The 26,119-nt window shown below is 72.0% G+C and carries 20 protein-coding genes and 3 pseudogenes; 9 read left to right on the top strand and 14 right to left on the bottom strand.

Features of this window, described 5'->3' with window-relative positions; genetic code table 11:
• The first annotated feature begins 9 nt into the window (after window positions 1-9).
• Window positions 10-1,260 (top strand): serine hydrolase domain-containing protein, encoded by a 1,251-nt coding sequence (locus tag H4W31_RS17975; RefSeq protein ID WP_192767719.1) that lies wholly within the window; start codon window positions 10-12, stop codon window positions 1,258-1,260.
• Window positions 1,261-1,327: 67 nt separating this feature from the next.
• Here H4W31_RS17975 and H4W31_RS17970 read toward each other — a convergent pair whose 3' ends face one another.
• The gene (locus tag H4W31_RS17970) at window positions 1,328-2,266 is read right to left on the bottom strand and encodes an LLM class F420-dependent oxidoreductase (RefSeq protein ID WP_192767718.1); all 939 of its coding nucleotides are present in this window, start codon (window positions 2,264-2,266) and stop codon (window positions 1,328-1,330) included.
• A 152-nt stretch (window positions 2,267-2,418) separates the two neighbouring features.
• Between H4W31_RS17970 and H4W31_RS17965 the strand changes: the two genes are divergently transcribed.
• From H4W31_RS17965 to H4W31_RS17945, 5 genes are all read left to right on the top strand, one after another.
• Window positions 2,419-3,225: an SAM hydrolase/SAM-dependent halogenase family protein gene (locus H4W31_RS17965; protein ID WP_192767717.1), complete on the top strand. Its 807-nt coding sequence runs from the start codon at window positions 2,419-2,421 to the stop codon at window positions 3,223-3,225.
• Window positions 3,226-3,277: 52 nt separating this feature from the next.
• Window positions 3,278-4,228, top strand: coding sequence for a DUF559 domain-containing protein (locus tag H4W31_RS17960; protein WP_225945574.1), 951 nt, complete (start codon window positions 3,278-3,280; stop codon window positions 4,226-4,228).
• 122 nt (window positions 4,229-4,350) lie between these two features.
• Window positions 4,351-4,596, top strand: coding sequence for a CPCC family cysteine-rich protein (locus tag H4W31_RS17955; RefSeq protein WP_318783249.1), 246 nt, complete (start codon window positions 4,351-4,353; stop codon window positions 4,594-4,596).
• Window positions 4,597-4,642: 46 nt separating this feature from the next.
• Window positions 4,643-5,437 carry an Fpg/Nei family DNA glycosylase gene (locus H4W31_RS17950; RefSeq protein ID WP_192767716.1) on the top strand — a complete coding sequence of 265 codons (795 nt, stop codon included), beginning with the start codon at window positions 4,643-4,645 and terminating at the stop codon, window positions 5,435-5,437.
• Window positions 5,438-5,534: 97 nt separating this feature from the next.
• Window positions 5,535-6,833 carry a hypothetical protein gene (locus H4W31_RS17945; protein WP_318783248.1) on the top strand — a complete coding sequence of 433 codons (1,299 nt, stop codon included), beginning with the start codon at window positions 5,535-5,537 and terminating at the stop codon, window positions 6,831-6,833.
• 200 nt (window positions 6,834-7,033) lie between these two features.
• Here the strand turns inward: H4W31_RS17945 and H4W31_RS43755 are convergent, their stop codons facing one another.
• Complete coding sequence (locus tag H4W31_RS43755) at window positions 7,034-7,159, bottom strand: hypothetical protein (RefSeq protein WP_264084071.1); 126 nt, start codon at window positions 7,157-7,159, stop codon at window positions 7,034-7,036.
• Between H4W31_RS43755 and H4W31_RS17940 the strand changes: the two genes are divergently transcribed.
• Entirely contained in the window at window positions 7,158-10,859 is a 3,702-nt protein-coding gene (locus H4W31_RS17940) for a multicopper oxidase domain-containing protein (RefSeq protein WP_192767715.1), read from the top strand. The genes H4W31_RS43755 and H4W31_RS17940 overlap by 2 nt on opposite strands.
• Window positions 10,860-10,889: 30 nt before the next feature.
• Here the strand turns inward: H4W31_RS17940 and pspM are convergent, their stop codons facing one another.
• From pspM to H4W31_RS44280, 10 genes and pseudogenes are all read right to left on the bottom strand, one after another.
• Window positions 10,890-11,669, bottom strand: coding sequence for a phage shock envelope stress response protein PspM (gene pspM, locus H4W31_RS17935; protein ID WP_192767714.1), 780 nt, complete (start codon window positions 11,667-11,669; stop codon window positions 10,890-10,892).
• 30 nt (window positions 11,670-11,699) lie between these two features.
• Window positions 11,700-12,563, bottom strand: a complete 864-nt coding sequence (locus H4W31_RS17930) for a PspA/IM30 family protein (RefSeq protein WP_192767713.1) — start codon at window positions 12,561-12,563, stop codon at window positions 11,700-11,702.
• A gap of 268 nt (window positions 12,564-12,831) precedes the next feature.
• Window positions 12,832-13,455: a helix-turn-helix domain-containing protein gene (locus H4W31_RS17925; RefSeq protein WP_192767712.1), complete on the bottom strand. Its 624-nt coding sequence runs from the start codon at window positions 13,453-13,455 to the stop codon at window positions 12,832-12,834.
• Window positions 13,456-13,785: 330 nt separating this feature from the next.
• Window positions 13,786-14,310 carry a CinA family protein gene (locus H4W31_RS17920; protein WP_192767711.1) on the bottom strand — a complete coding sequence of 175 codons (525 nt, stop codon included), beginning with the start codon at window positions 14,308-14,310 and terminating at the stop codon, window positions 13,786-13,788.
• Window positions 14,303-14,896 carry a CDP-diacylglycerol--glycerol-3-phosphate 3-phosphatidyltransferase gene (gene pgsA / locus H4W31_RS17915; RefSeq protein ID WP_192772186.1) on the bottom strand — a complete coding sequence of 198 codons (594 nt, stop codon included), beginning with the start codon at window positions 14,894-14,896 and terminating at the stop codon, window positions 14,303-14,305. Before pgsA ends, H4W31_RS17920 begins: the two co-directional genes overlap by 8 nt.
• Before the next feature lie 213 nt (window positions 14,897-15,109).
• Window positions 15,110-16,621 (bottom strand): 30S ribosomal protein S12 methylthiotransferase RimO, encoded by a 1,512-nt coding sequence (gene rimO / locus H4W31_RS17910; protein WP_192767710.1) that lies wholly within the window; start codon window positions 16,619-16,621, stop codon window positions 15,110-15,112.
• Between the two features lie 59 nt (window positions 16,622-16,680).
• Window positions 16,681-17,652 carry an ornithine cyclodeaminase family protein gene (locus H4W31_RS17905; protein ID WP_192767709.1) on the bottom strand — a complete coding sequence of 324 codons (972 nt, stop codon included), beginning with the start codon at window positions 17,650-17,652 and terminating at the stop codon, window positions 16,681-16,683.
• 96 nt (window positions 17,653-17,748) lie between these two features.
• A pseudogene (locus tag H4W31_RS44290) lies at window positions 17,749-18,738 on the bottom strand (DNA translocase FtsK); the annotation flags it as partial.
• 198 nt (window positions 18,739-18,936) lie between these two features.
• A pseudogene (locus tag H4W31_RS44775) lies at window positions 18,937-20,100 on the bottom strand (LAGLIDADG family homing endonuclease); the annotation flags it as partial.
• 108 nt (window positions 20,101-20,208) lie between these two features.
• Window positions 20,209-21,702: pseudogene (locus H4W31_RS44280) on the bottom strand (DNA translocase FtsK 4TM domain-containing protein); the annotation flags it as partial.
• 149 nt (window positions 21,703-21,851) lie between these two features.
• On the opposite strand from H4W31_RS44280, the gene H4W31_RS17895 reads away from it, so the two are divergent.
• A complete protein-coding gene (locus H4W31_RS17895) occupies window positions 21,852-22,319 on the top strand; it encodes a YbjN domain-containing protein (RefSeq protein ID WP_192767707.1) in 468 nt (155 codons plus the stop codon).
• 103 nt (window positions 22,320-22,422) lie between these two features.
• Window positions 22,423-24,009, top strand: coding sequence for a type III secretion system chaperone family protein (locus H4W31_RS17890; RefSeq protein ID WP_318783247.1), 1,587 nt, complete (start codon window positions 22,423-22,425; stop codon window positions 24,007-24,009).
• Here H4W31_RS17890 and H4W31_RS17885 read toward each other — a convergent pair.
• Window positions 23,951-24,349: a DUF2784 domain-containing protein gene (locus H4W31_RS17885; RefSeq protein ID WP_192767706.1), complete on the bottom strand. Its 399-nt coding sequence runs from the start codon at window positions 24,347-24,349 to the stop codon at window positions 23,951-23,953. The two genes, H4W31_RS17890 and H4W31_RS17885, sit on opposite strands and share 59 nt — an antisense overlap.
• An 84-nt stretch (window positions 24,350-24,433) precedes the next feature.
• A complete protein-coding gene (locus H4W31_RS17880; RefSeq protein ID WP_318783246.1) occupies window positions 24,434-26,044 on the bottom strand; it encodes a S1 family peptidase in 1,611 nt (536 codons plus the stop codon).
• Window positions 26,045-26,119 lie beyond the last annotated feature (75 nt).

Raw genomic sequence — 26,119 nt, 5'->3', positions numbered from 1 at the left:
GGAGTGACGATGGTCAGCAGGCGAAGCTTTCTCCGGGCCGGTGCCGGGGTCATCCCGGCGATCGCCCTCGGCGCGACTTCCCGGCCGGCGGTGGCAGGCCCGGTCGTACTGACCACGACCGGGGTCGTGCCGGCACAACTCGCCGGATTCGACGCCGTGCTGAAGACGTACGTCACGGAGCGCCGCATCTCCTGCGCGCAGCTCGCCATCGCGAAGGACGGGCGGATCGTGCTCGCGCGCGGTTACCGGTACGCCGCCACGACCCCGGACGTCCCGCAGGTCTCGCCCACGTCGTTGTTCCGGATCGCCAGCCTGAGCAAGCACATCACCGCCGCCGCCATCATCCGGCTCGCCCAGGACGGCGCACTGAGCCTGACCGCCCGGGTCGCCCCGCTGCTCGGCCTGTCGACCGCCGCCGATCCCCGGCTGGCCGACGTCACCGTCTGGCGACTGCTGCAACACACCGGTGGCTGGGACCGGGACATCTCCCCCGACTACCTCTACCTCGACCACCAGATCGCCAGCACGCTCGGCGTACCGCTGCCGATCACGCGGGAGCACATCGTCCGGTACGCGTCCAGCCGGCCCCTCGACTTCGCCCCCGGCACGCGCTACGCCTACAGCAACTACGGTTACCTCCTGCTCGGCCAGATCGTCGAGAAGGTCTCCGGGCAGAGCTACGAGTCCTACGTGAGCCAGAAGCTCCTCACGCCGGTCGGGATCGGCCGGATGCGGCTCGGTCGCACCCTCCGCTCGGCGGCGGCGCCGGGCGAGGTGGTCTACGAGTCGCAGTACACCAGTACGACGGTCACCGACCCGTCGGGCATCCCGGTACCCACCCCCTACGGCGGGTTCAGCATGGAGAACCGCGGTCCGGGCGGTGGTTGGCTGGCCTCGGCGGTCGACCTCGTGCACCTCGCGAAGGTCTTCGACGCACCCGGCCCGGTGTTGAACGCCACCTCCATCGGCCGAACGTTCGCCATCCCCGAGATCGGAGCCAACGCCAACGGCTCCTGGTACGCCGCCGGCTGGTTCGCCCGCGACGTCACCGGCCACCGCAACAGCTGGCACGACGGCTCGCTGCCCGGCAACTACGGCTACCTCGCCCGGCTACAGAACGGCTTCACCTACGCCGCCCTGTTCAACCGGCGGGAAGAGACCGGCAGCCTCGACTTCAACGTACTGAGCCCTCGGATCAACGCCGAGATCGGCCGGGTCACCAGCTGGCCGACCCGGGACCTCACCCCCGACTACTTCTGACCGGGCCGGCCGACCGCGGCCGTGGACGCCGGCTGGAGCCCCGGCGTCCACGGGCGCAGGCGTGCGCTCAGAGTTGGGTCGCCACCTCGCTGGCGATCAGGTCCAGGTGGTCCAGGTCGGCCAGGTCGAGCACCTGGAGGAAGAACCGTTCCGCGCCGTGCGCGGCGTACTCCTGGATCTGCTCGACGACCTGGTCCGGCGTGCCGGCGACGCCGGAGACGGCCCGCAACTCCGCCGGGTCGCGCCCGACCGCCTCGGCCCGGCGCCGTACCTCGGCGTCGGAGCGCCCGCAGAGCACCGTGAGCGCGGCGGAGAGCACCAGCGGCGCCCGACCGGCCGCCGCGCGGCCGGTCCGCTCGCAGGCGTCGGCCACCGCCGCGTAGCTCCGGGCCACGTCGTCCGCCGAGCTGAACGGCACGTTGAACTCGTCGGCGAACCGGGCGGCCAACATCGGGGTACGACGAAGCCCCTTGCCGCCGACGATCACCGGCGGCGCCGGCGACCGCACCGGCTTCGGCAGCGCGGGCGAGTCCGTGAGCTGGTAGTACGTTCCCTGGTGGTCGAAGGTCTCGCCGACCGGCGTGGACCACAGCCCGGTGATCACCTCCAGTTGCTCGGTGAGCCGGTCGAACCGCTCCCGGGGCGGCGGGAAAGGGATGCCGTACGCCCGGTGCTCGGCCTCGAACCAGCCGGTGCCGAGACCCAGCTCGACCCGGCCGCCACTCATCGCGTCCACCTGGGCCACGCTGATCGCCAGCGGTCCCGGCAGCCGGAACGTCGCCGAGGTGACCAGCGTGCCGAGCCGGACCCGGGACGTCTGCACCGCCAGGGCGGCCAGGGTCAGCCAGGCGTCGGTCGGACCGGGCAGCCCGCTGCCACCCATCGTCAGGTAGTGGTCGGACCGGAAGAAGCCGTCGAAGCCGCAGTCCTCGGTGTGCCGCGCGATCCGGAGCAGGTCGTCGTACGCCGCCCCCTGCTGGGGTTCGGTGAAGATACACAAGCGCATACCGTTACCTTGCCAGTCGGGACGGAAGGACTCGCCGGGCGGGACGGAACGAGCGGGCAGGTGTCGGAGATGCTGCCACGGGCGGCGGGACCGGCCGACCGGGGCGCGCGAACCGCGGCCGGCCCCGGAGCCGACGGACTAGTCTTCCGGCTGTGCCCGGCTACCAATGGCTCAGCCTGACCACCGACTACGGACTCTCGGACGGATTCGTGGCGGCCTGCCACGGCGTGGTCGCCCGGATCGCCCCGGCGGTACGGATGATCGATGTGACCCACCTGGTACCGGCCGGCGACGTCGCGCAGGGTGCCGCCGTACTCGCCCAGACAGTGCCGCATCTGCCGCCGGGCGTACACGTCGCGGTGGTCGACCCCGGCGTGGGTACGGCCCGACGCGGCATCGCCGTACGCACCCCCGGCGGGTTGCTCGTCGGCCCCGACAACGGCCTGCTGCCCTGGGCAGCCGAGGCTCTCGGTGGGGTGACCGAGGCGGTGGAGCTGACGAATCCGGAGTGGTTCCCCGACGTGTCCCGAACCTTCCACGGCCGGGACGTCTTCGCCCCCGCCGCCGCCCGGTTCGCGCTCGGCGCGGCGCTGGTCGAGGCCGGACCGCCGATCGACCCGACCGGTCTGGTCCGGCTCCCCGATCCACTGGTCGCCGAGGGCGACGGCTGGCTGGAGGCCGGGGTGCTGACGGTCGACCACTTCGGCAACGTCCAGCTCGCCGCGCCTGGATCCACTCTGGACCGGTTCGGGTCGGTGGTCCGGATCGGCGACCTCCGGGTGATCCGGGGCGCCACCTTCGGCGACGCGCCGCCCGGCGAACTCGTCGCCTACCGCGACTCCGCCGGTCGGCTGGCGCTGGCGGTGAACGGCGGTCGTGCGGCCGACGTACTCGGGGTGGCGGCGGGCGACCTGCTGCGGCTCGAACGGCCGGCCGGTACCGGAGGTTCCGCCACCTGACCTGCCGTCTTTCCGACTGACATGATCCCCGGGATCCGACACAGTCCATCGGATGATGCCGATGGACATCCGTCCGCTGCCCGCCGACGACGCCGACGAGTTGACCTGGCTGTTGTTCCGGCAGGACAACGTCATCTCGTGGCGTCAGGCTCGGCGGTTCCTCACCGAGGCAGCCGTCCGGCACCGGGTCGCCTCCGGCCGCTGGCGCCGGATCCATCCTCGGGTGTACGTCACACACAGCGGGCCGGTCGGGGCGGAGCAGCGGCTGTGGATCGCCGTACTCGCCGCCGGTACGGGCGCGGTGCTCGCCGGCGTCACCGCGCTGGACGGGTACGGCCTGTACGGCTACGCCGGCAGTGGTATTCATCTGCTGCTCCCGGCCGGCCGTCAACCCCGGGACGTACCTCGCGGGGTGATCGTGCACCGGAGCACCGTTCTGCCGGCGCAGGACGTACACCGGATGGCGGCACCGCCCCGGACCATGCCGGCCCGGTCGGTGGTTGACGCCGCCGCCTGGGCCGGATCCGACGACACGGCGTGTGCGATCGTGGCGGCCTCGTTCCAACGCCGTCTGGTCACCGTGGAGGAGATCGGTACGGTCCTCGACCGCCTGCCGAGGGTTCGCCGCCGTGCGGTGATCGCCACCGCCGCCCGGGACGCTGCGGGCGGCTCGCACTCGCTGGCCGAACTGGACTACCTGCGGCTGAGTCGAAGGTACGGCCTGCCCGAGCCCAGTCGTCAGGTGGTACGTCGCGACGCCGGCGGTCGGCGCCGCTATCTCGACGTCTACTACCAGGAGTGGGGCGTGCACGTCGAGGTCGACGGCGGTCAGCACGGCGACCCACGCCACCAGTGGGCGGACATGAAACGGCAGAACGAGTTGTGGATCGCCGGTGACCGGGTGCTGCGTTTTCCGGCCCATCTGGTCCGCCACCGCCCAGCCGACGTCTTCACCCAGGTACGCGCCGCCCTAACCGCCGCCGGCTGGACCCCCGACCCGTGAATCTTGGTATTCCCCCGTTGCCTTGACAGCGGTGGAGTACCAAGATTGAGCCTCTTGGTCGGGCTGGTGCAGGAGAAATGTCTACTGTGCCCGTGGCGTGCCGCTGTGAAATGCTGTCGGCCGTGGGGAAACACTCGATCGATTTCGCCGCCTGTCCGTGCTGCGCGCACCGGACCGGGGGCGGCACCTGTCCGGTCTGTTTCTGGACCGACGACGGTTCCACCGACCAGAATGCCGGCGTCGTCCAGGGCGGTCCCAACGGCGACCTCAGCCTGTCACACGCGCGGCTCAACTACGCCATCTACGGTGCGAGTCACCCGCGCTACCAGGACGCGGTCCGCCGGCCCCGCCCGGACGAACTGCCCTGAACGCGGAGCGGGCACCAGACTCGGCCGGCTGGGGCAGGATGAGCTGGTGCCCGAAGGCGACACCGTGTGGAACACGGCCCGTGCGTTGCACCGCGCGCTGGCCGGTGGTCAGCTGACCGCGACCGACTTCCGGGTGCCGCGACTCGCCACCGTCGACCTGACCGGTGCCGTGGTGCTGGAGTCCGCCGCCCGGGGCAAGCACCTGCTGCTGCGGTTCCGGCCCCTGGCCGACGGGCAACCGCTGACCCTGCACTCGCACCTGCGGATGGACGGCGCCTGGCGGGCGTACGCCCCGGGAGAGCGCTGGGCGGCGCGGCCGGCGCACACGATCCGGGCCGTGCTGCGCACCTCGGACGCGGTGGCGGTCGGCTACCACCTGCATGATCTCGCCCTGCTTCCCACCGCCGAGGAGGCGACGCTGGTCGGGCACCTCGGGCCGGACCTGCTCGGACCGGACTGGGACCCCGCCGAGGCGGTACGCCGACTCGCCGCCGAGCCGGGCCGGGCCATCGCGGAGGCGCTGCTCGACCAGACCAACCTCGCCGGGATCGGCAACCTGTACAAGTCCGAGCTGCTGTTCCTGCGCGGGGTCTCGCCGTGGACCCCGGTTCGGGACGTACCGGATCTGCCCGGCCTGGTGGCGCTGGCCCACCGGATCCTGATGGCGAACCGGGGCCGGTGGACGCAGAGCACCACCGGTTCCCTGCACCGGGGCCGGACCAGCTACGTCTACGGCCGCCGGTCCGAGCCGTGCCGACGGTGTGGCGCGACGATCCGCAAGCGCGACCAGGACGAACGGGTGACCTTCTGGTGCCCGACCTGTCAGCCGGGTCGCGACTGACCAGCGCGGCTCCGGCGACCCGGTCTCACCCGGGCCACAGGTACCTCGGAACTGAACCGGCTCGGCGGCGCGACCAGGCCGGCGGTAGATTTCGGCGGTGACGGTGGATCGGTCGGTCCCGACGGACGGTCGGCGGCCGGGGTCGGTGGGTTTCGGCTGCGTGGTCGGCGCGCTGGCCGGCGCCGCGCTCGCCGGTCACTGGGGCGGGCTGGCCACCGGCCTCGGCGCGGTGGTCGGCGGGATCGGACTGGGCGGGTCGGAGGCGGTGGCCCGGGCCCGGCAGCGTCCCGGCCAGATTCCCGCGTTGTGGGCCCGGATCGCGATGAGCGTCGCGCTGGCCGCCCCGCTCGGCTGGCTGGCCGAGCGGCTCACCGGCGTCGGCCCGCTCCCGCTCGGACTGGCAGTCGGGCTGCTGGTCGGAATCCTGGGGGTCCGTCCGCAGAAGGTGCTGCTGGGACCGGTCGTGGGGGCCGCCGTGGGCGGGGCGGCGATCGCCACCGGATACCCCGTTCCGGGGGCGGTGGTGGCGGCCGGCGTGGTGCTGGCGTACCGGATCCTGTCGGCCCTGCTCTTCCGCGACGCGCAGGTCAGCCTGCTGGCCGAGCGGGTCCGGGCGGAGGAACTGCCCTTTGTCGTCCCCCTGGCGGCCCGGACCCGGTACGTGGGGACCGACTACGTCCGGACGCTGGCAGCGTCACTCGGCGGCGGATACGTCGCGGACGCGCCGGACATCGGAATCGTCTCCTCGCTCGACGAACTGGCCGGACCGCAGTTCGAACCCGGCGCCGTCGATCCACGGGTACGGGAGTTCTACGAACACACCACCCGGTTCGCGCTCGACATCGTGCCCCGGTGGCGGCTGTGGGTACGACCCGGTTACCTGCTCTACCGCGCTCTGGTGGCACGCCCACTCGGACAGGCCAACGTGCCGATGAACCAGCGTGAGACGCTGCGGGGCATCCGGAGCCGGATCGACACCATCAGTCCACCGGGAACGCAGGTGGTGGGCATCCGTGGCTGGATCCGGTCCTTCGCCGACACCGACGAACCGATCTACGTCGGCATCTACACCACCTATCGGCGGGCCGGGCGTGGTTACGTCAGCGTCGGCTTTCCGCTCCCCCAGGCCAGCTTCACGGCCACCCTGGTCCCGCAGGCCCGCCCGGACGGCGGCCTGGTCCTGACCAGCCGAAGTGATCTCGACCAGGCCGGTCACTACCTGACCTACGTCGACCCGGACAGCGGAGAACTGACCGCCCTGGCGATGCACGGCTTCACCGAGCAGCTCGATGTGCACGTCGAGGACGACGAACTCCGCGCGGAGCACCGCTTCTGGCTCTTCGGCATTCCGTTCCTCGTCCTGCACTACCAGATGACCCGCAAGTCGGGCCGGTAGCGGCAGGAACGGTCGCCGACCCGGGCAACAAACGGTCGCCGACCCGGGCAACAAACCGTCGCCGACCCGGGCATCGAACGGTCGCCGATCCAGGCATCAACAGGGTTGAGCGGTGCGTGCCAATCCCGGGGTCGAAGCGCTTCCGTACGCCACTGCCCGTATCCATTCCTGGCACTGCGCGGTTGACTGCTTACGGATCGTCAGCAGATTCCTGGGCTGTCGGCGGACCAGTCGATGGACCGATCGGAGGCCGCCGAGTCGACCGCCTCGACCGCTGACGTCCGGCCGGTGACGTCGAGCCGTACTCCGGGGAGGGGCGTGGCCATGTTCAAGAGGTTCGCGGCACACCGGGCGGCCCGCGCGGAGCAGGCCAGGAGCCAGAACGCCGCCGGCCGGGCGACGAAGAGCACAGTGCCGGCGGCGCGGCTCGGCACCGATCCCCGCTCGGTCACGGCCCTCGACCCCTCCGCCCCACCGGACTACTTCGGCTTCGTACCGAACTTCGCGTACAGCCCACTGCCGGTGCGGGACCCGGATGGGCAGGTGGTGGCCGGCACCGGGATCCGGAAGTTCGTCACCGCCCTGCCCCGGGCCGGGCGTACCCCGAACGAGCTGGGCAACCTGATCCCGGTGGCCGTACCGGACACGATGACGTACCCCGGCTGCGACTACTACGAGATCGGCGTGCAGGAATTTTCGCAACGCCTGCACCAGGACCTGCCGCCGACCCGGCTACGCGGGTACCGGCAGCTCAACAACGGTACCGACGCGGGTGGGCACAACACGGTGGCGCCGCCGAGCCGGGCGTACCACCTCGGGCCGTTGATCCTGGCGCAGCGGGACCGCCCGGTCCGGGTCAAGTACGTCAACCAGCTGCCGGTCGGGGCCGAGGGCGCCCTCTTCCTGCCGGTCGACCCGACCATTCCGGGCGCCGGCACCGGCCCGCCGACGCCCGTCCCCGGCACCGGCCCGCCGACGTCCGTCCCCGGCAGTGGGGCGCCGGGCGAGGCGGAGCCCTATCCGCAGAACCGGTCCGCGGTCCACCTGCACGGCGGTCGTACCCCGTGGATCAGTGACGGCGGGCCGACGCAGTGGTTCACGCCGGCCGGCGAGACGACCGCCCACCGGCACGGCGCCAGCTACGCCACCGTGCCCGACATGCCCGAGCCCGGAGCCGGCGCGGTGACCGCCTTCTATCCGAACCAGCAGAGCGGCCGGCTGCTGTGGTACCACGACCAGACCGAGGGCATCGCCCGGCTGACCGTCTACTCCGGGCAGGTCGGCCTCTACCGGCTCGACGACCCGGCGCAGCGGCAACTCCTCGACGAGGCGGTGGTCCCGGCCGAGGAACTTCTCCTGGTCATCCAGGACCGGACCTTCGTACCGGACCACGCCCAACTCGCCGGCCAGGACCCGACCTGGGACGTCGCCAACTGGGGCGGCAAGGGCAGCCTCTGGTTCCCGCACGTCTACATGCCCAGCCAGAACCCGTACAACGAGTCCGGCACGAACCCGATGGGCCGATGGGACTACGGGCCGTGGTTCTGGCCGCCGTTCACCGGCATCACCCACGGACCGGCGCCGAACCCGTACCACGATCCGGAGTCGCGGCCGTGGGAGCCGCCGGTCCAGCCCGGCACCCCCACCCCGTCGGCGGTACCCGACGCGTTCGGCGACACCCCGCTGGTCAATGGCGCCGCGTACCCGTACCTGCGGCTGCGTCCCGCCGCGTACCGGTTCCGGATCCTCAACGGCTGCAACGACCGCAGCCTGAACCTCCAGCTCTACCACGCGGCGTCCGACGGCCCGATGTGGCATCCGGACGGCACGCTGGCCGACGGCGACGCCGGTGAGGTGCCGATGGTGGCGGCCCGGCCGAACCCCGACTTCCCGCCGAGTTGGCCGACCGACGGCCGGTGCGGCGGGGTGCCCGACCCAGCCGCGGCCGGACCGGACTGGATCCAGATCGGCAACGAGGCCGGACTGCTGCCGGCGGTGGCGGTGCTACCCAGCCAGCCGATCAACTACCAGTACAACCGGCGCGACGTCACGGTGCTCAACGTCACCGAGCACGCCCTGCTGCTCGGTCCCGGGGAACGGGCCGACGTGATCGTCGACTTCTCCTCCGTACCGCCGGGAACGAACCTGATCCTCTACAACGACTGTCCCGCGCCGATGCCGGGCTTCGACCCGCGCAACGACCACTACACCGGCGACCCGGACCAGACCTCGACCGGCGGGGCACCGAGCACGCTGCCCGGTTACGGCCCGAACACCCGGACTCTGATGCAGATCCAGGTGGTCGGCACGCCGGCACCGCCGTTCGACACCGACCGACTGCGGGAACGGCTCCCCCTGGCGTACGGGCGGAGCCAGCCGCCGCCGATCGTGCCGCAGAAGGCGTACGACCCCGCGTTCGGCACCAGCACGCCGAGGAACACGTACGTACCGATCGACGACACCTCGATCACCTTCACCCCGTACGGCGGCAGCGCCCCGGTGACCCTGGAGCTGCACCCGAAGGCGATCGTCGCGGAGTTCGACCCCGAGTACGGGCGGATGAACTTCCTGCTCGGTACGGAGCTGCCCAAGACCAGCACACTGATCCAGACGACGATCCCGCTGACCCGGATCGACCCGCCGACCGAGGTGCTGCACCCGTCGGACCCCACCGCCCCGGTCGGGTCCCCCGGCGACGGCACCCAGCTCTGGAAGATCACCCACAACGGGATGGACACCCACGCCGTCCACTTCCACCACGTCAATGTCCAGCTCGTCAACCGGGTCGGCCGGGACGGGGCGATCAAGCCGCCGGAGCCGAACGAGGTGGGTTGGAAGGACACCGTCCGGATGAACCCGTACGAGGCCACGATCGTGGCGATCCGGCCGACCCTGCCCGAGCCGCTGCCGTTCAAGGTCCCGGACAGCGTGCGGCTGCACGATCCCAGCCAACCGTTCGGGTCCGCCCAGGGATACACCCAGGTCAACCCGAAGACCGGCGAACCGGCGATGGTGACCAACCGGCTCTACGACTTCGGTTGGGAGTACGTCTGGCACTGCCAGCTGCTCGGACACGCCGACCACCAGATGACCCGCCCGATGGTGCTGCGGTTCTCCCCGTCCGCCCCGACCGGGCTCGCGGCGCGGCCGGCGCCCGGCTCGGCCACCGTACTGCCGGCGATCGTGGTCGCCTGGACGAACAACTCCCGGCCCAGCCTCGGCCCGCCCACTCCTCCGGGCGCCACCAACAGCCTGATCCAGCGGGCCGCCGACGCCGGGTTCAGCCGGGGACTGACCCTCTTCGAGGTGCCCGCCACCGAGAACCGGTACGTCGACTCGACGGTCACCCCCGGGGTGACCTACTACTACCGGGTCCGGGCGGAGAACGGTGTCGCCCACTCCGGGTACTCCAACACCGCCAGCGCGCTGGTGCAGTTGCTGCCGCCCACCGGGCTGGTCGCGACCGTGGCCAGCGGAACGCCGCTGCGGGTCAACCGGGGCTGGGTGAACCGGTCCTTCGCCACCAGCGTGGACCTGCAACGCGCCACCAACCCGACCTTCACCAGTGGGCTGGTCACCACCACCATCGGGGTCACCGGCAGCTGTCCGGACAGTCCCGTGGCGGCCGACACCACCTACTACTACCGGGTCAGGACCGGCTATCTCGGCGCCTCGTCACCGTGGTCCAACGTCTCCACGGTGGTCACTCCGGCCGTACCGGCGACGCCGATCGACCTGCGGCTGGCCGACGCCAGCGGCACCACGGCCGGGTCCGGCACCGCCGCGGTGGGCGTCAGCTGGTCCGTCGCGGTCACCAGCATGGTCACCAGCTTCATCCTGTACCGGGCCACCAGTCCCGGCTTCACCACCGGGCTGACGACGTTCACCCTTGCCGGTGGGACCCGGTCGTTCCGCGACACCGGACTGACCGGCGACACCGACTACCACTACCGGATCCAGGCCAGCAACGCGGCCGGCTCGTCGGTGGTCAGCCGCTCCGTCTCGATCCACACGCCGCCACTCTGACCCGGCCCCGGTTGGGTACGGCGGAAGCGGTCAGGCGCCGGTCCGGGGCATTCCACGGGTCGCCCGCAGTTCCGCGAGCCCGGCCGCGACGCCGCGCAGCAGGTCGGTCGCCTCGGTGAGCCGGGAGACGGCACCGTTGCCGTCGCCGTCCCAGCCGTCCTCGGCGACGTAGCCGGCCGCCGCCGCGACCATGCGCTCGTACGCGGAGACGCCCCCGTCGAGTTCGGCCAGCAGGGTGCGGTGGGCGGTGTCCAGTTCGACCCGGGCGTCCTCGGGGGCGAGCCGCCGCGCCCGGTCCACGCTGGCCACCCGGTCGGCGAGGTCACGCAACGAGCGCTCCGCCACCGCCGCCTCCAGAGCAGCCGTACCGGCCGGGCCGGTCAGCCGTCCGGTGAGCCCGGCCATCGTCGCCGCCGCCCGGTCCAGCCGGGTCCAGGGTTCCGCCGCCGACGAGCCGCGCATCGCGATCCTGGCGCGCTGTCGGCGTACCTCGGCCAGCGCCTGGCGGCCGGCGGGCATCCGCTCGACGACGGCGACCAGCCGGGCGCGGGCCTGGTCGGCCGTGACCGGCTCGGGCGGCGGGGGCACCGGCTCCGCCGCCAGGCCCCGCAGGTCCGACCAGCGCCAGATCGCCAGCATGATCGATCCGCCGGCCGCCGCCGTCCAGGCCGCGTCCGGCAGACCCAGTCCCTGGTACGGGGTGAGGATGGCGCTCGCCCCACCCAGGCCGCCGGCCAGCACACTCCAGCGACGAACCGACCGACGCAGGCCACGCAGCCGGCGCAGATGACGGGCTCTCTGGTCGGCCACGTCGCCCCCTTCTCGCTATGGACCGCCGGCTCAGCCGGCAGCGTTGCTGTTCCCGCCGGCCTGCTTGTCCCTGGCCAGGCTGGCACGGATCTCGTCGAGCCGGGCCACCCCGGCGGAGTCCCCGGTCGGTGCCGCCGACTCGACGGCGGGACCGCCCGCGCCGGCCAGCTTCTCGCCCGCCATGCTGGACCGGATCTGCTCCAGCCGGGACGAGCCGGCCAGGTCGAGGGTCGACTTCTGGATCTCCAGCATCCGCCCCTCGACGGAGTTGCCGGCCAGTTCGGCCCGGCCCATCGCGTTGGCGTAGCGCCGCTCGATCCGGTCCCGCACCTCGTCGAGCGAGGGCGTGTTGCCCGGCGCGGCGAGCGCGGACATCGACTCCAGCGACCGGGCCACGCTCTCCTGCATCTTGGCCTGCTCCAGCTGGCTGAGCAGCTTGGCCCGCTCGGCCAGCTTCTGCTGGAGGATCATCGAGTTGTTCTCGACCGCCCGCCGGGCCTGTGCGGCAGCGCCGATGGCCTGGTCGTGCAGGGTCTTGAGGTCCTCGGTCGACTGCTCGGCGGCGACCAGCTGGGTGGCGACGGTCTGCGCGCTCTGCTCGTACTTGGTCGCCTCGGTCTCGTCACCGGCAGCCCGGGCCCGATCGGCGAGCACCAGGGCCTGCCGGGCCATCCCCTGCAGGCGCTCGACCTCGGACATCTGCCGGGACAGCCGCATCTCGAGCTGGCGCTGGTTGCCGATCACAGCCGCGGCCTGCTGCACCAACGCCTGGTGCTGACGCTGCGCATCCTCGATGGCCTGCTGGATCTGCACCTTGGGATCGGCGTGCTCATCGATCTTGGCGCCGAACAAGGCCATCATGTAATGCCAGCCCTTGACGAACGGGTTCGCCATGTCCCGGTATCCCCTCAGTGTGATCGCTCCGGAAGCCGTGTCGGGCCGGCCCGTCGAGGCGCCCGCGCGACACGATCTCCATCGTCCCAGTCTCGCGCCACCCCGGCATACAACCTCAGGGGGATATCCACCGGATATGCCGCTAGGGGGCCACCGTAACTCGGTACGCCCCTACCGAGCCACACCTTCCCGACCCGTCGACGCCGGAATCCGCTCCATACCCGTCCGAGCAGGGCGGTGGCGGAGTCGCCCCGGGGAGAGCCGGCCGTCAGCCGACGCAGACGACGTCACGCTCGGGGTTGCCGGCCGGCCGGATCCGGCGGGTGGTCCGCAGGGTCGTCTTGAGCGGCGATTCCTGCCGAACCGTCACCGACACGGTCCCGTCGGTCGTGATCTGCCGTACCGCGTCGGTCGCGAGTTGGCGCACCCCGGCCTCGGCCAGGCTGCGTACGGCCGGCTCGGCCAGTGCCGCCCGGGGCAGGGGCGCCTCGACGTGCGCGGACTGGGTGGCGGGCTCGCCCCGGACCGGCTCGTCCGCCGACGATCCCGACTTTGGACGACTCGGCACAATCCGCTCGGCCGGCGCCATCCGCTCGGCCGGGGCCATCCGCTCGGTGCTCGGACGCTCCTGCGCCGGTACCAGGACTCCGGGCGGCTGCTCGGCCACCTCGACCGTGTCGCTGACGTCGCGGAGCAGCTCCGAGAGCCGGGCTCCGAGGGCGTCACAGATGGCCGCCAGCAGCTCGCTCGACGCCTCCTTCTGCCCGCGTTCGATCTCGGAGAGGTAGCCGAGGCTGACATTGGCGGCGGAGGACACCTCGCGCAGGGTCCGGTGCTGCCCCTGCCGACGCGCCCGTAGCGCGTCACCGATCACCCGGCGTAGCAGGACCATCGCACCTCCCGTGTCGCGGGACCAAGACTTCCCGGACGTCGGACCGGCGCCGCCGCGTCGATCACACCGCTGAGCGGAGCTGAGCCACGACGTCGACTGCCCGAGCCTTCCCGCAACCGTACCCGGTACGGCCGCTTCCGACATCCCGGCCCGCCACTCCGGCCCGGCTCGACCCCGCCCGTCATCCGGGTACCGGCCCGGGCCCTCGTCCGGGCACCAGCCCCGGCGCGCCCGCTCGGCGAACGTCACCACGGTGAGCCGTCATCCGGGCATCGGCGCCGGCCGCCTCGTCCGGGGCAGCGGCGCCGGACGGTTCGGTCCGGTGACCGGTCAGCCCGTCCGGCCCGCCGGGCTGCCGGCGGCCTCGGCGTGCAGCCGGTCGGCCAGCAGCCGCAGCGCGCCGGTCACCGCCTCGATCCGGATCTGCAACCTGTTGCCGGCGAGTTCGAGCCGGCGTACCACGGTGCCGGACGGTCCCGCCGCCGCGACGAAGACCAGGCCGACCGGCTGGCCGTCCTGCGGCTCCGGCCCGGCCACCCCGGTGGTGGCGAGGCACCAGTCCGCCCCGCAACGCACCCGGCCGCCCTCGGCCAGTGCCACCGCCACGTCCGGGTCGACGGCCCCGCGTGCGGCCAGCAGGTCCGCCGGTACGCCGACCAGCGACGACTTCAACTCGGTCGCGTACGCCACCAGCCCGCCCCGGAACACGCTGCTCACCCCGGCGATGTCGACGATCGCCGCGGCCAGCAGCCCGCCGGTGAGTGATTCGACCACCGCCAGGCTCTCGGCCCGGTCGGCGAGCGCGTGCACGACGGCGGCAGCCGCGCTGTCGACGGCGCGGACCGCGTCATCCATCCGACCCTCCCGCGCGCTCCGGCCGGGCCCCGGAAGCCGCGGCCACCCCGCCCGGACGCCGCAGCCGCAGTGCCCGGACCACGTAGTCGAGCCCGGTCAGCACGGTCACCACGACGGCGACGGCCAGGATCCACGGACCGACGCCGACCAGCCCGGCGGGGACCGGCCAGAGGTACCAGACGATCGCCAGGATCTGGACGGCGGTCTTGGCCTTACCGCCCCGGCTGGCCGCGATGACGCCGTAGCGGATCACCCAGAAGCGGATCAGCGTGACCCCGAACTCGCGGGTCAGGATCAGCACGGTGATCCACCAAGGAATACGGTCATACCACGACAATAAGACCAGTGCGGTCCCGGTCAGCGCCTTGTCGGCGATCGGGTCGGCCACCTTGCCGAACGAGGTCACCAGGGCGTACCGGCGGGCGATCCAGCCGTCCACCAGGTCCGTCATCGACGCGAAGGCGAAGGTCAGGCAGGCGGCCATCCGCCACCCCGAGTCGACCATGTCGGAGGCGATCACCAGGCCGATGAAGACCGGCACCAGGGCGAGCCGGAGCGCGGTCAGCGCGTTGGCCGCGTTGACGATCGGTACCGGACCGACCCGGCCCGGCGCGGCGTCGAGCGTGCCGGCGGTACGGCCGAGGCCGCCGGCCGGGCCCGGCCCCACCGGGGCACCGGACACCGGAACGCCCGCCTTGCCCGGCCCCGAATCCGCCGCCTCGGTCACGACGTCATCCCGCCGCACTCGACGCCACCGGACCGGCGGCACGCCCCGGACAGGCCGCCGCGCTCACCGGCGTCATCCCGCCCTACGCGGCGCCGCCGAGATCATCTCTTCCGGTACGGCGATCAGGTCCACGCCCTCGGTACCGGTCACCGTGGCCCGGACCAGGTCACCCGGCCGCAGTACGGCGAGGTCGACCCCGCCCTCGGCCGGCGCGACCAGGGTGGTGGAGCCGTCCACCTCCGGTGCCTGATGGGCTGCCCGCCCCTCCAGCACGCCGTCCTGCACCGAGTCGACCAGCACCTCGACGGTCGAGCCGAGCCGCTCCTCCGCGCGTTGCGAGCAGAGTTCGTCGGCCAACGCGGACAACCGGTCGTAGCGGCGCTTCACGGTCGCCGCCGAGACCTTGCCCGGCAGGTTGGCAGCCTCCGTGCCGTCCTCGTCGCTGTAGTCGAACATGCCGATCGCGTCCAGCCGGGCGGCGGAGACGAAGCGCACCAGCTCGTCGACGTCGCTCCGGGTCTCGCCGGGGAAGCCGACGATGAAGTTGCTCCGCGCCCCGGCCTCGGGAGTGAACTCCCGGACCGTCGCCAGGAGTTCGAGGAACCGGTCGGTCGACCCGAATCGGCGCATCCGGCGCAGCACCGGCTCGCTGGAGTGCTGGAAGGAGAGATCGAAGTAGGCGGCCACTCCCGGTGTGGTGGCGATCGCCTCCACCAGACCCGGGCGGGTCTCCGCCGGCTGTAGATAGCTGGCCCGGACCCGGACGATTCCGTCGATCGCGGCGAGCTGCGGAAGCAGCTTCTCCAGCAACCGGGGATCCCCGAGGTCCTTGCCGTACGAGGTCGAGTTCTCGCTGACCAGCACCAGTTCCCGTACGCCGGAGCCGGCCAGCCACTCGGCCTCGGCCAGCAGCTCGTCCGGGGTACGCGAGACGAAGGCGCCCCGGAACGCCGGAATGGCACAGAACGCGCAGCGCCGGTCGCAGCCGCTGGCCAGCTTGAGCGAGGCGACCGGGCCGGAGTCGAGGCGTCGGCGGAGCACCTGGCGCAGATGCGCGGGAGTGTGTTCGTCGGCGACCAGGGTGCCGCCGGCCGGACGGGCTCCGGCGGTGGCGTGGCCGGGCACCACGACCGCGCTGCGCTGCCGGGCCACCGGGGTCAGCGGCAGCAGCTCACGCCGGTCCCGGGGGGTGTGCGCGGTGATCTTGTCACCGGCGAGGACCGCGTCGAGCCGGGCCGAGATGTCCGGATAGTCGTCGAAGCTGAGCACTGCCTCGGCCTCGGGCAGGCTGTCGGCCAGCTCCCGACCGTACCGCTCGGCCATGCAGCCGGCCGCCACCACCTTGGCCCCGGTGTCGGCGGCGGCCATCAGGGTCTGGATCGAGTCCTGCTTGGCCTTCTCGACGAAGCCACAGGTGTTGACCAGGACCACGTCGGCGCCCTCGCCGTCGGTGCTCACCTGCCAGCCGTCGGCGTGCAGCCGGGCCGCCAGCTCCTCCGAGTCGACCTCGTTACGGGCGCAGCCGAGGGTCAGCAGTGCGACCCGACGGCCGGGAATTGCGGAGGAGGAAGCGGCAGACACCATCCGAGGGTACCGGGAGGGCCGGACACGCCATCCACGGCAGGCTGTCCGGGTCGGATGCCTCACTCCGACCAGGCAACCTGATCCACTTCCCGGGGTGGGGCACCGGAACCGGTCAGTTCGGGGATCTCCCGGGTCAGCCGGTCGAGCAGGAAGACCTCGCCGCCGGCCAGACCGACCGAGCAGAACATGGTCACCTGGTCCGCCGTGCTCCGGCCCGGAACCGCCCCGGCGAGCACCGCGCCCAGCGAGCGCAGCCGGCCGGCGTACGGCGCCGCGGCGGCGAGCATCGGCGGCTCGTACGCCCCGGCCTGGGCCATCGAGTCGGTGACCAGCAGATCCGCCCGGTCCAGCAGATCCGTGCCGAACTCCGCCCGGCCGATCTGCTTGTGCCCGACGGTGTTCAGATGGGTGCCGGGGCGCAGGTCGGCGGCCGAGATCACCGGAGTGGGGCTGGTGGTGGCGAGCAGCACCACGTCGCGCTCGCGAACCGCCTCGGCCGGGCTCGGCACCGCCCGCGCCGCGATGCCCAGTTCGGCCCGGACCCGTGCCGCGAACTTCTCCCGCCCGGCCGGAGTACGGCTGTACACGGTGACCTCGCTGAGCCGGCGGACCGCCGCGACCGCCCAGACCTGGGTCCACGCCTGTCCACCGGCGCCGATCACCCCGACCGTGCTCGCCTCGGGCCGGGCGAGCGCGTCCACGGCCACCCCGCCGAGCGCCCCGGTACGGCGGGAGCCGATCTCCTGCCCGACCGCGATCGCCCGGACCCGCCCCGTACCGGCGTCGTGCAGGGCGACCACCTGCTCGGCCTCTGGATGCCCGAAGGTGTCGTACGAGCGGAAGCCGTACCATTCGCCGGTCAGCTGGCCAGCGGTCAGCACCAGCCGGCCCTCGGCCAACGGCGCGGAGACCCGGGGCGGCGCGACGAGCCGGCCCTCGTACGCGGCGAGCAACGCCTCCCGGATGGTCGACACGGCCGTCCCGGCGTCCAGCCGGGCCGCCACCTCAGCGTCGGTGATGAATCGGGTCATCCGCCCAGACTGCTGGCTCAACCGCGCTTGAGGTCAAGGAGAACCGGTTAGGAAGGGGCCCTTCTTCTACCGGAAACGATAGGAAGGGGCCCTTCCTTACTCCTGTGGGCGGAGGGCGGCGAGGGCCTCATCCAGCTCGTCCGGCTTCACCAGCACGTCCCGGGCCTTCGAGCCCTCGGACGGCCCGACGATGCCCCGGGTCTCCATCAGGTCCATCAGCCGGCCCGCCTTGGCGAAGCCGACCCGCAGCTTGCGCTGGAGCATCGAGGTGGAGCCGAACTGGGAGGTGACCACCAGCTCGATCGCCTGGACGAGCAGGTCGAGGTCGTCGCCGATGTCCTCGTCGACCTTCTTCTTCGTCGCCTGCGCCGGGGCCAGTACGTCTGGCCGGAACTCCGGCTCGCGCTGGTCCTTGCAGAACTTGACGATGTCGTTGATCTCGTTCTCGGTGACCCAGGCACCCTGGATGCGTACCGGTTTCGAGGCACCCATCGGCAGGAAGAGGCCGTCACCGCGCCCGATCAGCTTCTCCGCGCCCGGCTGGTCGAGGATGACCCGGGAGTCGGCCAGCGACGACGTCGCGAAGGCCAGCCGGGACGGCACGTTCGCCTTGATCAGACCCGTCACCACGTCGACCGAGGGACGCTGGGTGGCCAGCACCAGGTGGATGCCGGCGGCGCGGGCAAGCTGGGTGATCCGGACGACCGAGTCCTCCACGTCGCGCGGGGCGACCATCATCAGGTCGGCCAGCTCGTCGACGACCACCAGCAGGTACGGGTACGGCCGGATCTCCCGCTCGCTGCCCGCTGGCGGCTTGACCTGGCCGGCCCGCACCTTGCGGTTGTAGTCGTCGATGTGCCGTACCCCGGCGGCGGCGAGGTCGTCGTAGCGCATGTCCATCTCGCGGACCACCCAGTCCAGCGAGTCCGCCGCCTTCTTCGGGTTGGTGACGATCGGCGTCACCAGGTGCGGGATCCCCTCGTAGTTGGTCATCTCGACCCGCTTGGGGTCGATCAGCAGCAGCCGCACCTCGTCCGGGGTGGCCCGGGTCAGCACGGACACCAACAGGGTGTTGAGGCAACTGGAATTGTGCGTCGGAATACAGGATCGACTGGCCAGGTACAGGTGACTCGGGCTGTCGACCTCGATGCATCGGACTGGTACGGACTCGATCGGCCGCACATCCACGATGTATCGCTGAGAGGTGGTGGACCGGGTGCTGGTCACCTGTCGACTCAGCTTCCGGGTCAACCGGAACACCTTGTCAGGGGGGGTGAAGTGGATCCGGTAGCAGGTGGAACTGTCCTCGCGGCGACCCTTGACCCGCTTCGTCGTCAGGCTGGCCTGGTAACCGAGGCCGAGAATCAACTCCAGAACGTCCCGCGCCAGCGCTTCGTTGGTGACCGCGAACTCGACACCGCCGTGCTTGGAGACCGTGCCATCCGTATCCAGTAGGCCCGCCAGCAACGCTCGCCGCTGCTGCTCCGACGCACGCAGGTACGCGTCGGGGATGTGCTTGACGCCGATCTGTCGGAACATTTCGCGCATCGTCCGGTAGCGCTCCCGAGGCGCCGTGGTCGGCACGGCGGAAGCCCTCTTGCCCGGTGGAAATCTGCCGTCGGCCGCCCGGTACGTCGCCGAGAGACCGACGCCGCAGTGCCGGGCCGCCCGAGCCAAACTGACACCCTCAGCGGCCAGCGCCACCGCTTCGGCGATTCGCCGGCCACGTTCGGGACTGTTCGAGATCGTGTAGTGGAGGCGACCCCGTGGTTGTCTGTTGACGAGGTACCCGTCCGCACGGATGTAGTCGAGGATCTCATCGTCGGCGCAGGTGAAGCCCGCGGCGTGAGTCGTCCCGTCTCCCAACCAGCAACCCAGGGTGTACGGGGCGATCGGAAGATCCTGTTCGGGGTATTCCAACGGCTCGCACACCGCTACCGCGTGGTTGACCCACGAGTTGTTACGACCTGTCACGCGGAGTGACGCGGCGATCTCCGCCGTGGTGACCGGCCGATCGTCGAGAACGCGTCTCCGGGCCGATCGGCCCGGAGCCAGAATCCGGTCACGGAGTGCCTGATACATCCGGTGACTCGAGTAGGTCTGCACCGAGCGTGTCACATCGCGCCCACCGCGCTGATAGGTCACCCTCGCCCGCAGCCCGAATTTCGGCAGGTCTCTGGTTACGTGATGGAGCACGTTCTGAAACGGCTGACCGAGATCCGACACCACATCATTGATCGATACCAGACGCTCTGGCTCGGTGAGCACCTGTTCGGTTCGGCTGGCGACCAGTCTGGCATCGTCGGCGGACCAGTACGAACCGTTCCGCCACCGGTGGGTGCGCTGTGTTCGACCGGCGCGGGTGGTCGTACGCCACTGGTGCTGGGCATCGGCGACGATCACGGTGCCGTCGGAGAACTCGACCTCGAAACACGGACGGCCGTACATCACAGGAGTGGCCGCGACGATGTTGCAGGCCCGCCCGCGCTCGTCAAAGACCCGGCCGCCGACCTTGAGGTCACCCATTGTGGACCAGCCGTCCGGGGTGGGGATCGGCGTGTCCAGGGCGAGAGCCTTCCCAGCACCGGTGGCGCCCGCGATCAGGATGTGCGGCATCTTCGCGAGGTTGGCCACCACGAAGCCGCCCTCGATGTCCTTGCCGAGCGCCACCACCATCGGATGGTGGTCACTCGTCGCCGCCCGGGACCGGAGTACGTCGCCGAGCGCCACGTCCTCACGGTCGCTGTTCGGGATCTCCACCCCGACCGCGCTCTTGCCCGGGATCGGGCTGAGGATCCGGACGTCCGGCGACTTGACCGCGTACGCGATGTTGCGGGAGAGCTGGGTGATCCGCTCCACCTTGACGCCGTGTCCCAGCTCGACCTCGTACCTGGTCACGGTCGGGCCCCGGGTGAAGCCGGTGACCGCCGCATCCACGTCGAACTGGTCGAAGACCCCGGTCAGTGCCGCGATCACCTCGTCGTTGGCCCGGCTACGGGTCTTCGCCACGCCACCCGGGCGCAGCAGGTTGGTCGGTGGCAGCTTGTAGTCGCCGGCCAGCCCGGTGATCGCCAACTGCTCGGCCCGGGTCGGCGGTGCCGAGTGCTCCGGCGGCTCGGGGGTCTTGCGGGCGGCGGGCACCTTGGCCGGCGGCTTGCGCGGCAGCGGTACGGACTCGGCCGGCGGGTCGTCGTCGTAGTCGGCCTCGTCGTCCGCCAGGTCAGGGCGGGCGGACCGGCGTCGGGTCGACCGGCGTCCCGAAGGGGTCCGCGTCGACTCCTCCACCTCGGGCTCGTCGGTCTCGGGGCGGCCCAGCACCGCCCCGGCCAGCAGGCCGAGCCGCTCCGGAACCTTGTTGAGCGGGGTGGCGGTGACCACCAGCAGCCCGAACAGCAGCAGCAGGACCAGCAGCGGCACCGCCACCCAGGCGCTGACCGCCTGTTCGAGCGGCTGCCCGACGCCGGCACCGATCAGGCCACCGGCGTAGTCCCGCTGGAGGTTGGTCACCGGATGCTGGCCGATGTGCAGCAGCGCGGCGGTGGAGACGATGAGGGCCGTCCAGCCGACCAGTCCTCGTCCCCGGTGCGCCGGCTCGCCCGGCTCCCGCATCAGCCGGACCGCCCCGATCAGCAGCAGGACCGGCAGGACGATGGAGATCGCGCCGAAGAACAGCCGGATGGTGTCGGCAAGCCGACCGCCGACGGGTCCGGCCGAGGAGAACCAGACCGCCACGCCGCTCAGGATCGCCAGGCCGAGCAGCAGCAGGCCGGCGCCGTCCCGTCGGTGTTCCGGATCGAGGTCGCGTGCGGTCGCCGCCTGCCGGCCCGCGGCCCGCATCGCCCAACCGACGCCGTGGGCCAGCCCCATCCAGGCCCCGCCGAGTGCGCGGCCGACGTACACCGCCGGACTGGTCCGGGCCGGACGGCGTGCCGCCGCGGCTCGGGCCCGCGCGGACTGACGCGCTCGGGTGTTGCCGGCACGAGTGGCGCCGGTACGAGTGGTCGACCCGTTCCGGCGCCGGTTCGGCTGAGAGGAGGCACGGCCCGCCATAAGTTCACACGTTAGCGGCGCCCGCCGAGGATTCCCCGCTTTTGCCCACCGTGTCTACCAGCGGATTACCCCGGAGAACCGGACTACCGGCACCAAACCGTGCCGCATACGATCACGGACAGAGCCCAAGCCGTCCAGGAGGGACCCGCATGCCCGCGCCGGACCCGTCAGACGCGCCGGACCTGCCCGGTGGTGGCCGACCGCAACACCTGCAGCCGTTGACCAACGAGCTTCTCGCCACCGTGCTGGACGGCCGTGGCTACACCTACTACACCGATTCGGACGGTGACCTGGTCGGCCGCTGGGACGACAACGTCATCTACTTCTTCCGGCTCGGTACGGCCGGCGAGCTGCTGCAGATCCGTACGATCGCGGCCAGCCGGTTCTCGATCGACGACGTGCCCGGCCTCTACGCGTTCTGCAACTCCTGGAACCTGGACCGGTTCTGGCCGAAGGCGTTCGTGCACGTCAACGACGACGGAAGCGCCCGGGTGTGTGGCGAGGTCGTCACCGATCTCGAACGCGGCGTCACCGTGGCGCAGCTCGACCAGTTGGTCGGCTGTGGCATCTCGACCGGCTGTCAGATGTCGGAGGCCGTGGCGGAGCTGCGGCCCTGAGTAAACTTCCCGGACCGACCGTCCGCCGACTCGACCACCCGCCAGTTCGACCACCCGCCAACTCGGCCCGCCCCGAGGAGACCACGTCCATGATCCAGCGTCGGTGGGAAGCCGCGTGACCCCGGACGAACTGCTCTCCGCGTTGGAGGACGCCCGGGACCTGCCGGACGGCGACACCAAGATCGCTGAGTTGGACCGGATCGTCGCCCACGCGGACGCGGCCGAGGACGTACGCCTCGGCATCACGGCCCGGCTCACGCTGATCGAGGCACACGCCTACCACACCGAACGGTGGCGGATGCTCGCTCCGTTCGAGTGGTGCCTCGCCGCCTTCGACCGGGACCCGGCGCTGTTCGATCCGACCGAGGCGGAACTGCTGCGCTGGTACCACAAGTGGGCGGTGGTCGCGCTGCGCGACAGCTCGCGGGTGGGCCTGGCCCGTACCGAGGAGACCCTCGCCGACCTGGAGCGGCGCCTGGGGTCCGGCGGGCACAGCCCGCACGCGGCGTACAGCCTGCGGTGCCGGATCGCGGACCACGTCGGCGACGAGTCGGCCGCCCGGCACTGGTTCGCGCAGTGGCGGGACGCGCCCCGTGACGAGAACAGCGACTGCGCCGGCTGTGATCCGGCCAACCAGGCCAAGCTCCTGACCGCGTGGGGGCGGTGGGCCGAGGCGATCGAGATCGTCCAGCCGGTGCTGACCGGCGTACTGGGCTGTCCCGAGCAGCCGGAACGGACCCTCGCCTCGGTGCAGTTGGCGTACCTGCGGCTGGGCCGGTACGACGACGCCGCCCAGGCGCACGTCCGGGCCTACCGGCGACACCGCCACGAACGGGACGCGTTTCCGTTCCTCGCCGAGCACCTCCGGTTCTGTGCGCTGACCGGGCACTACGAACGTGGCCTGGACATCCTCGCCCGGCATCTTCCCTGGTGGGACCGCCCGTACGACGAGTGCTCGGCGATGGAGTTCGCCGCCGCCGGTGCCCTGCTCTGCCGGCTGGCCGCCACGGCCGGCTTCGAGCGGCACTCGATCCCCCGCCCGGCGTACGCCGACCGGCTCGCCGCGGAGCTGACTGTCACCGCCCTCGGTGCCGAACTGCTGGCCGCCGCCCAGGACTTCGCCGGCCGGTTCGACGCCCGGAACGGCACCAGCCACCAGTCCGGGCGGATGGCGGGCTGGCTGGCCGAGCGGCCGGTTCCGGGCGTGGTGGCGCTGCCACCGGACGGGCCGGTCGACGAGGGGTCGCCGACGGAGCAGATTCCGCCGGGTGGTCGCCGCGAACTGGTCGGCCCGCTCACCACGGCGGCGATCGTCGACGTTCTGCGCGAGCGGGCGGACCACTACGTCGTCGACCCGGACGGTACGGTCAACGGCCGGTGGGGCGACGCGCTGATCCAGTTCCACCGGTTCGGCGAACGGCGGGAGATCCTGCACGCCCGGGTGATTGCCGAGCGTCGGCTGTCGGCGGACCGGCTCGCCGAGGCGTACGAGTTCTGCAACGCCTGGAACCACGACCGGCTGCTGCCCAAGGCGTACGTGCAGGACGTCGGGGACGGTGAGCTGATCCTCGTCGGTGACGTCACCACCGACCTGGAGCACGGCGTCGCCGCTGGTCAGCTCGGGATCCTGGTCAACGCGACCCTCGCCACCGGAGCCGCCTTCGCGGCCGCGGTGGCCGCGCTGCCCTGAGCCGGCGGAACAGGCCGATCCAGGAGACCAGCACCAGCGCCGCGACCAGGGCCTGGGCGAGTGCCGCGTACCGCTCGGGATAGACCACGCCCTCGATGTACCGGTCGATGAAGCCCTGCCCGACGCCGGTCTCCCCGGCCCGTCGCCGGGCCCAGTGCTCCGCGTAGGTGAGCGGGCAGACCAGTCGGGCCGCGACCACCAGTACGGCCCAGGCCGCCGCCGCCAGGTGCAGCCAGGCGGTACGCGGCCAGCGCCAGGCCAGGAAGCCGCCGACCACCAGGTACGCCAGGAAGCCGAAGTGCAGCACCAGGACCAACGTGACCAACATCCGGTAGCCCATCGCCTGCCCTCCCGCCGGCAAGGCTACCGAGCCGGGCGGCCGGCGGACCGGGTACGGATACCTAGGCCGCCGACCGCCCCGTCCTCAGCTCAGCGAGAAGCCCAGGGCGTAGCTGCCGGAGCCGCGCCGCGACTCGACCCGGTAGCGGTAGAACCCGGTGGTGCCGTTGTAGGAGAGCTGCTCGTCGGCGCTGGGCCCGTTGGCGACGGCGACGGTCCGCCAGCCGCCCCGGCTCCACTTCTGCAGGACCAGGTCGAAGTTGGCCCCGGCGGGTCCGTCCAGGCAGCCCGTCTGGCGGCCCTTGCCGGCCCGGAAGTATCGACCGGCGGGCTGCACCTGCCGGTGGCCGTTGCCGAGGGTGGCCGACTTGGCCACCTTGTGGTGGGCGCACTCGGAGCCGGGCGGCGGGGTCGCCGCCGGTGGCTCGGTGGCTGCGGGGGGCTCGGTCGCGGCGGGAGGCTCGGTCGCGGCCGGGGGCTCGGTCGCCGCTGGCGGCTCGGTCGCGGCGGGCGGTTCGGTGGCCGCCGGTGGGTCGGCGGCCGGCGGGTCGACCGGCTCGGCCGGACCGGTCTCCGTGGTGACCAGGGTGAGTTCGTTGACGGCGAGGATCTCGGCCAACGGCTGGAAGAACGTCGTACCGCCCACGGTGCAGTCGCCGGAGCCGCCCGAGGTGACACCCTGGGCCTGGTCGCCGGAGAGCCAGGATCCGCCGGAGTCACCCGGTTCGGCGCAGGCGTTCGTCCTGGTCAGGCCGGTGACCGTACCCTCCGGGTAGTTCACCGTGGCGTTGAGTGCCTCGACGACGCCACACCGGGCGCCGGTGGTGATACCGAACCGGCAGACCGAGGTGCCGACCGGTGCCTCCTGGGCGCCCGCGACGGGCAGCGTGCCGCCGCCGAAGTCGTTGACCACGGGCTGCGGGACGAAGTCGTCGTTCGTCTCCACCACGCCCCAGTCGTCACCGGGGAAGGACGAGGCCCGGAACACGCCCTGGGCGACCCCGTCCGCGTCGGCGGTGGTGCTGCCAGTCTGTCCACAGTGGCCTGCTGTGACGAAGCCGCCGACCACCGAGAAGCCGATCGAGCACTGGGCGGCGTTGTCGATCTGGTACCCGTCGCCACCCCGGATGTCGATCAGCGGCACCGGCGCCTCTGCCGAGGCGACCACCTGGACCGCGCTCTCCTGCGCGCCGCTGGACCGGACGAACTGCCGTACCGCGCTCTCGGCACCGGGCTGGGCGCGGACCACGATCCGGTTGTTCGAGACGTCGACGTACCAGCCGGCGAGGTCCGGGGTGGCGTCGGCGGCGCGGCGGTCGAGGTTGGCCTTGATCGCGTCGAGCTGCCGGGCGCTGCGGGTCACCATCTTCGGTTCGGCCCCGGCCGCCCGGACCCGGTCGGCACCGGCCGAGTCGGTCACTCCCACCATCAACTGGCTGGCGTCGGCGGCGAGCCAGGTGCCGCCGAAGCCGGCACCGAGTTCGGTACGCAGTCGCTGCGCCGTCCGGCTCGCCCACTGCTCCTTCGTCAGCCGGGCCCGTGCCTGCGCCTCGGTCAGCGAGAGGTCCCGCTGCAACGCCTCCAGCACCTCGCGGGCCGGGCCGGCCGGCGCGGTGGCCTTCGGCTGGGCCGGATCGTCCCCGGCGAGCGCCGGCAGCGTGACCGCGGCGAGGCCGGCGACCGTAGCCACCGCCACACCGATCACTATCCCCCGCCGACCCGTCGTACCTCGTCGACTTACCGTGCCACGCCGGCTTCGCGTCGCGCGACT

The organism is Plantactinospora soyae, assembly GCF_014874095.1.
GTDB classification, from domain to species: domain Bacteria; phylum Actinomycetota; class Actinomycetes; order Mycobacteriales; family Micromonosporaceae; genus Plantactinospora; species Plantactinospora soyae.
This window is presented reverse-complemented; position numbering and strand designations above follow the sequence as displayed.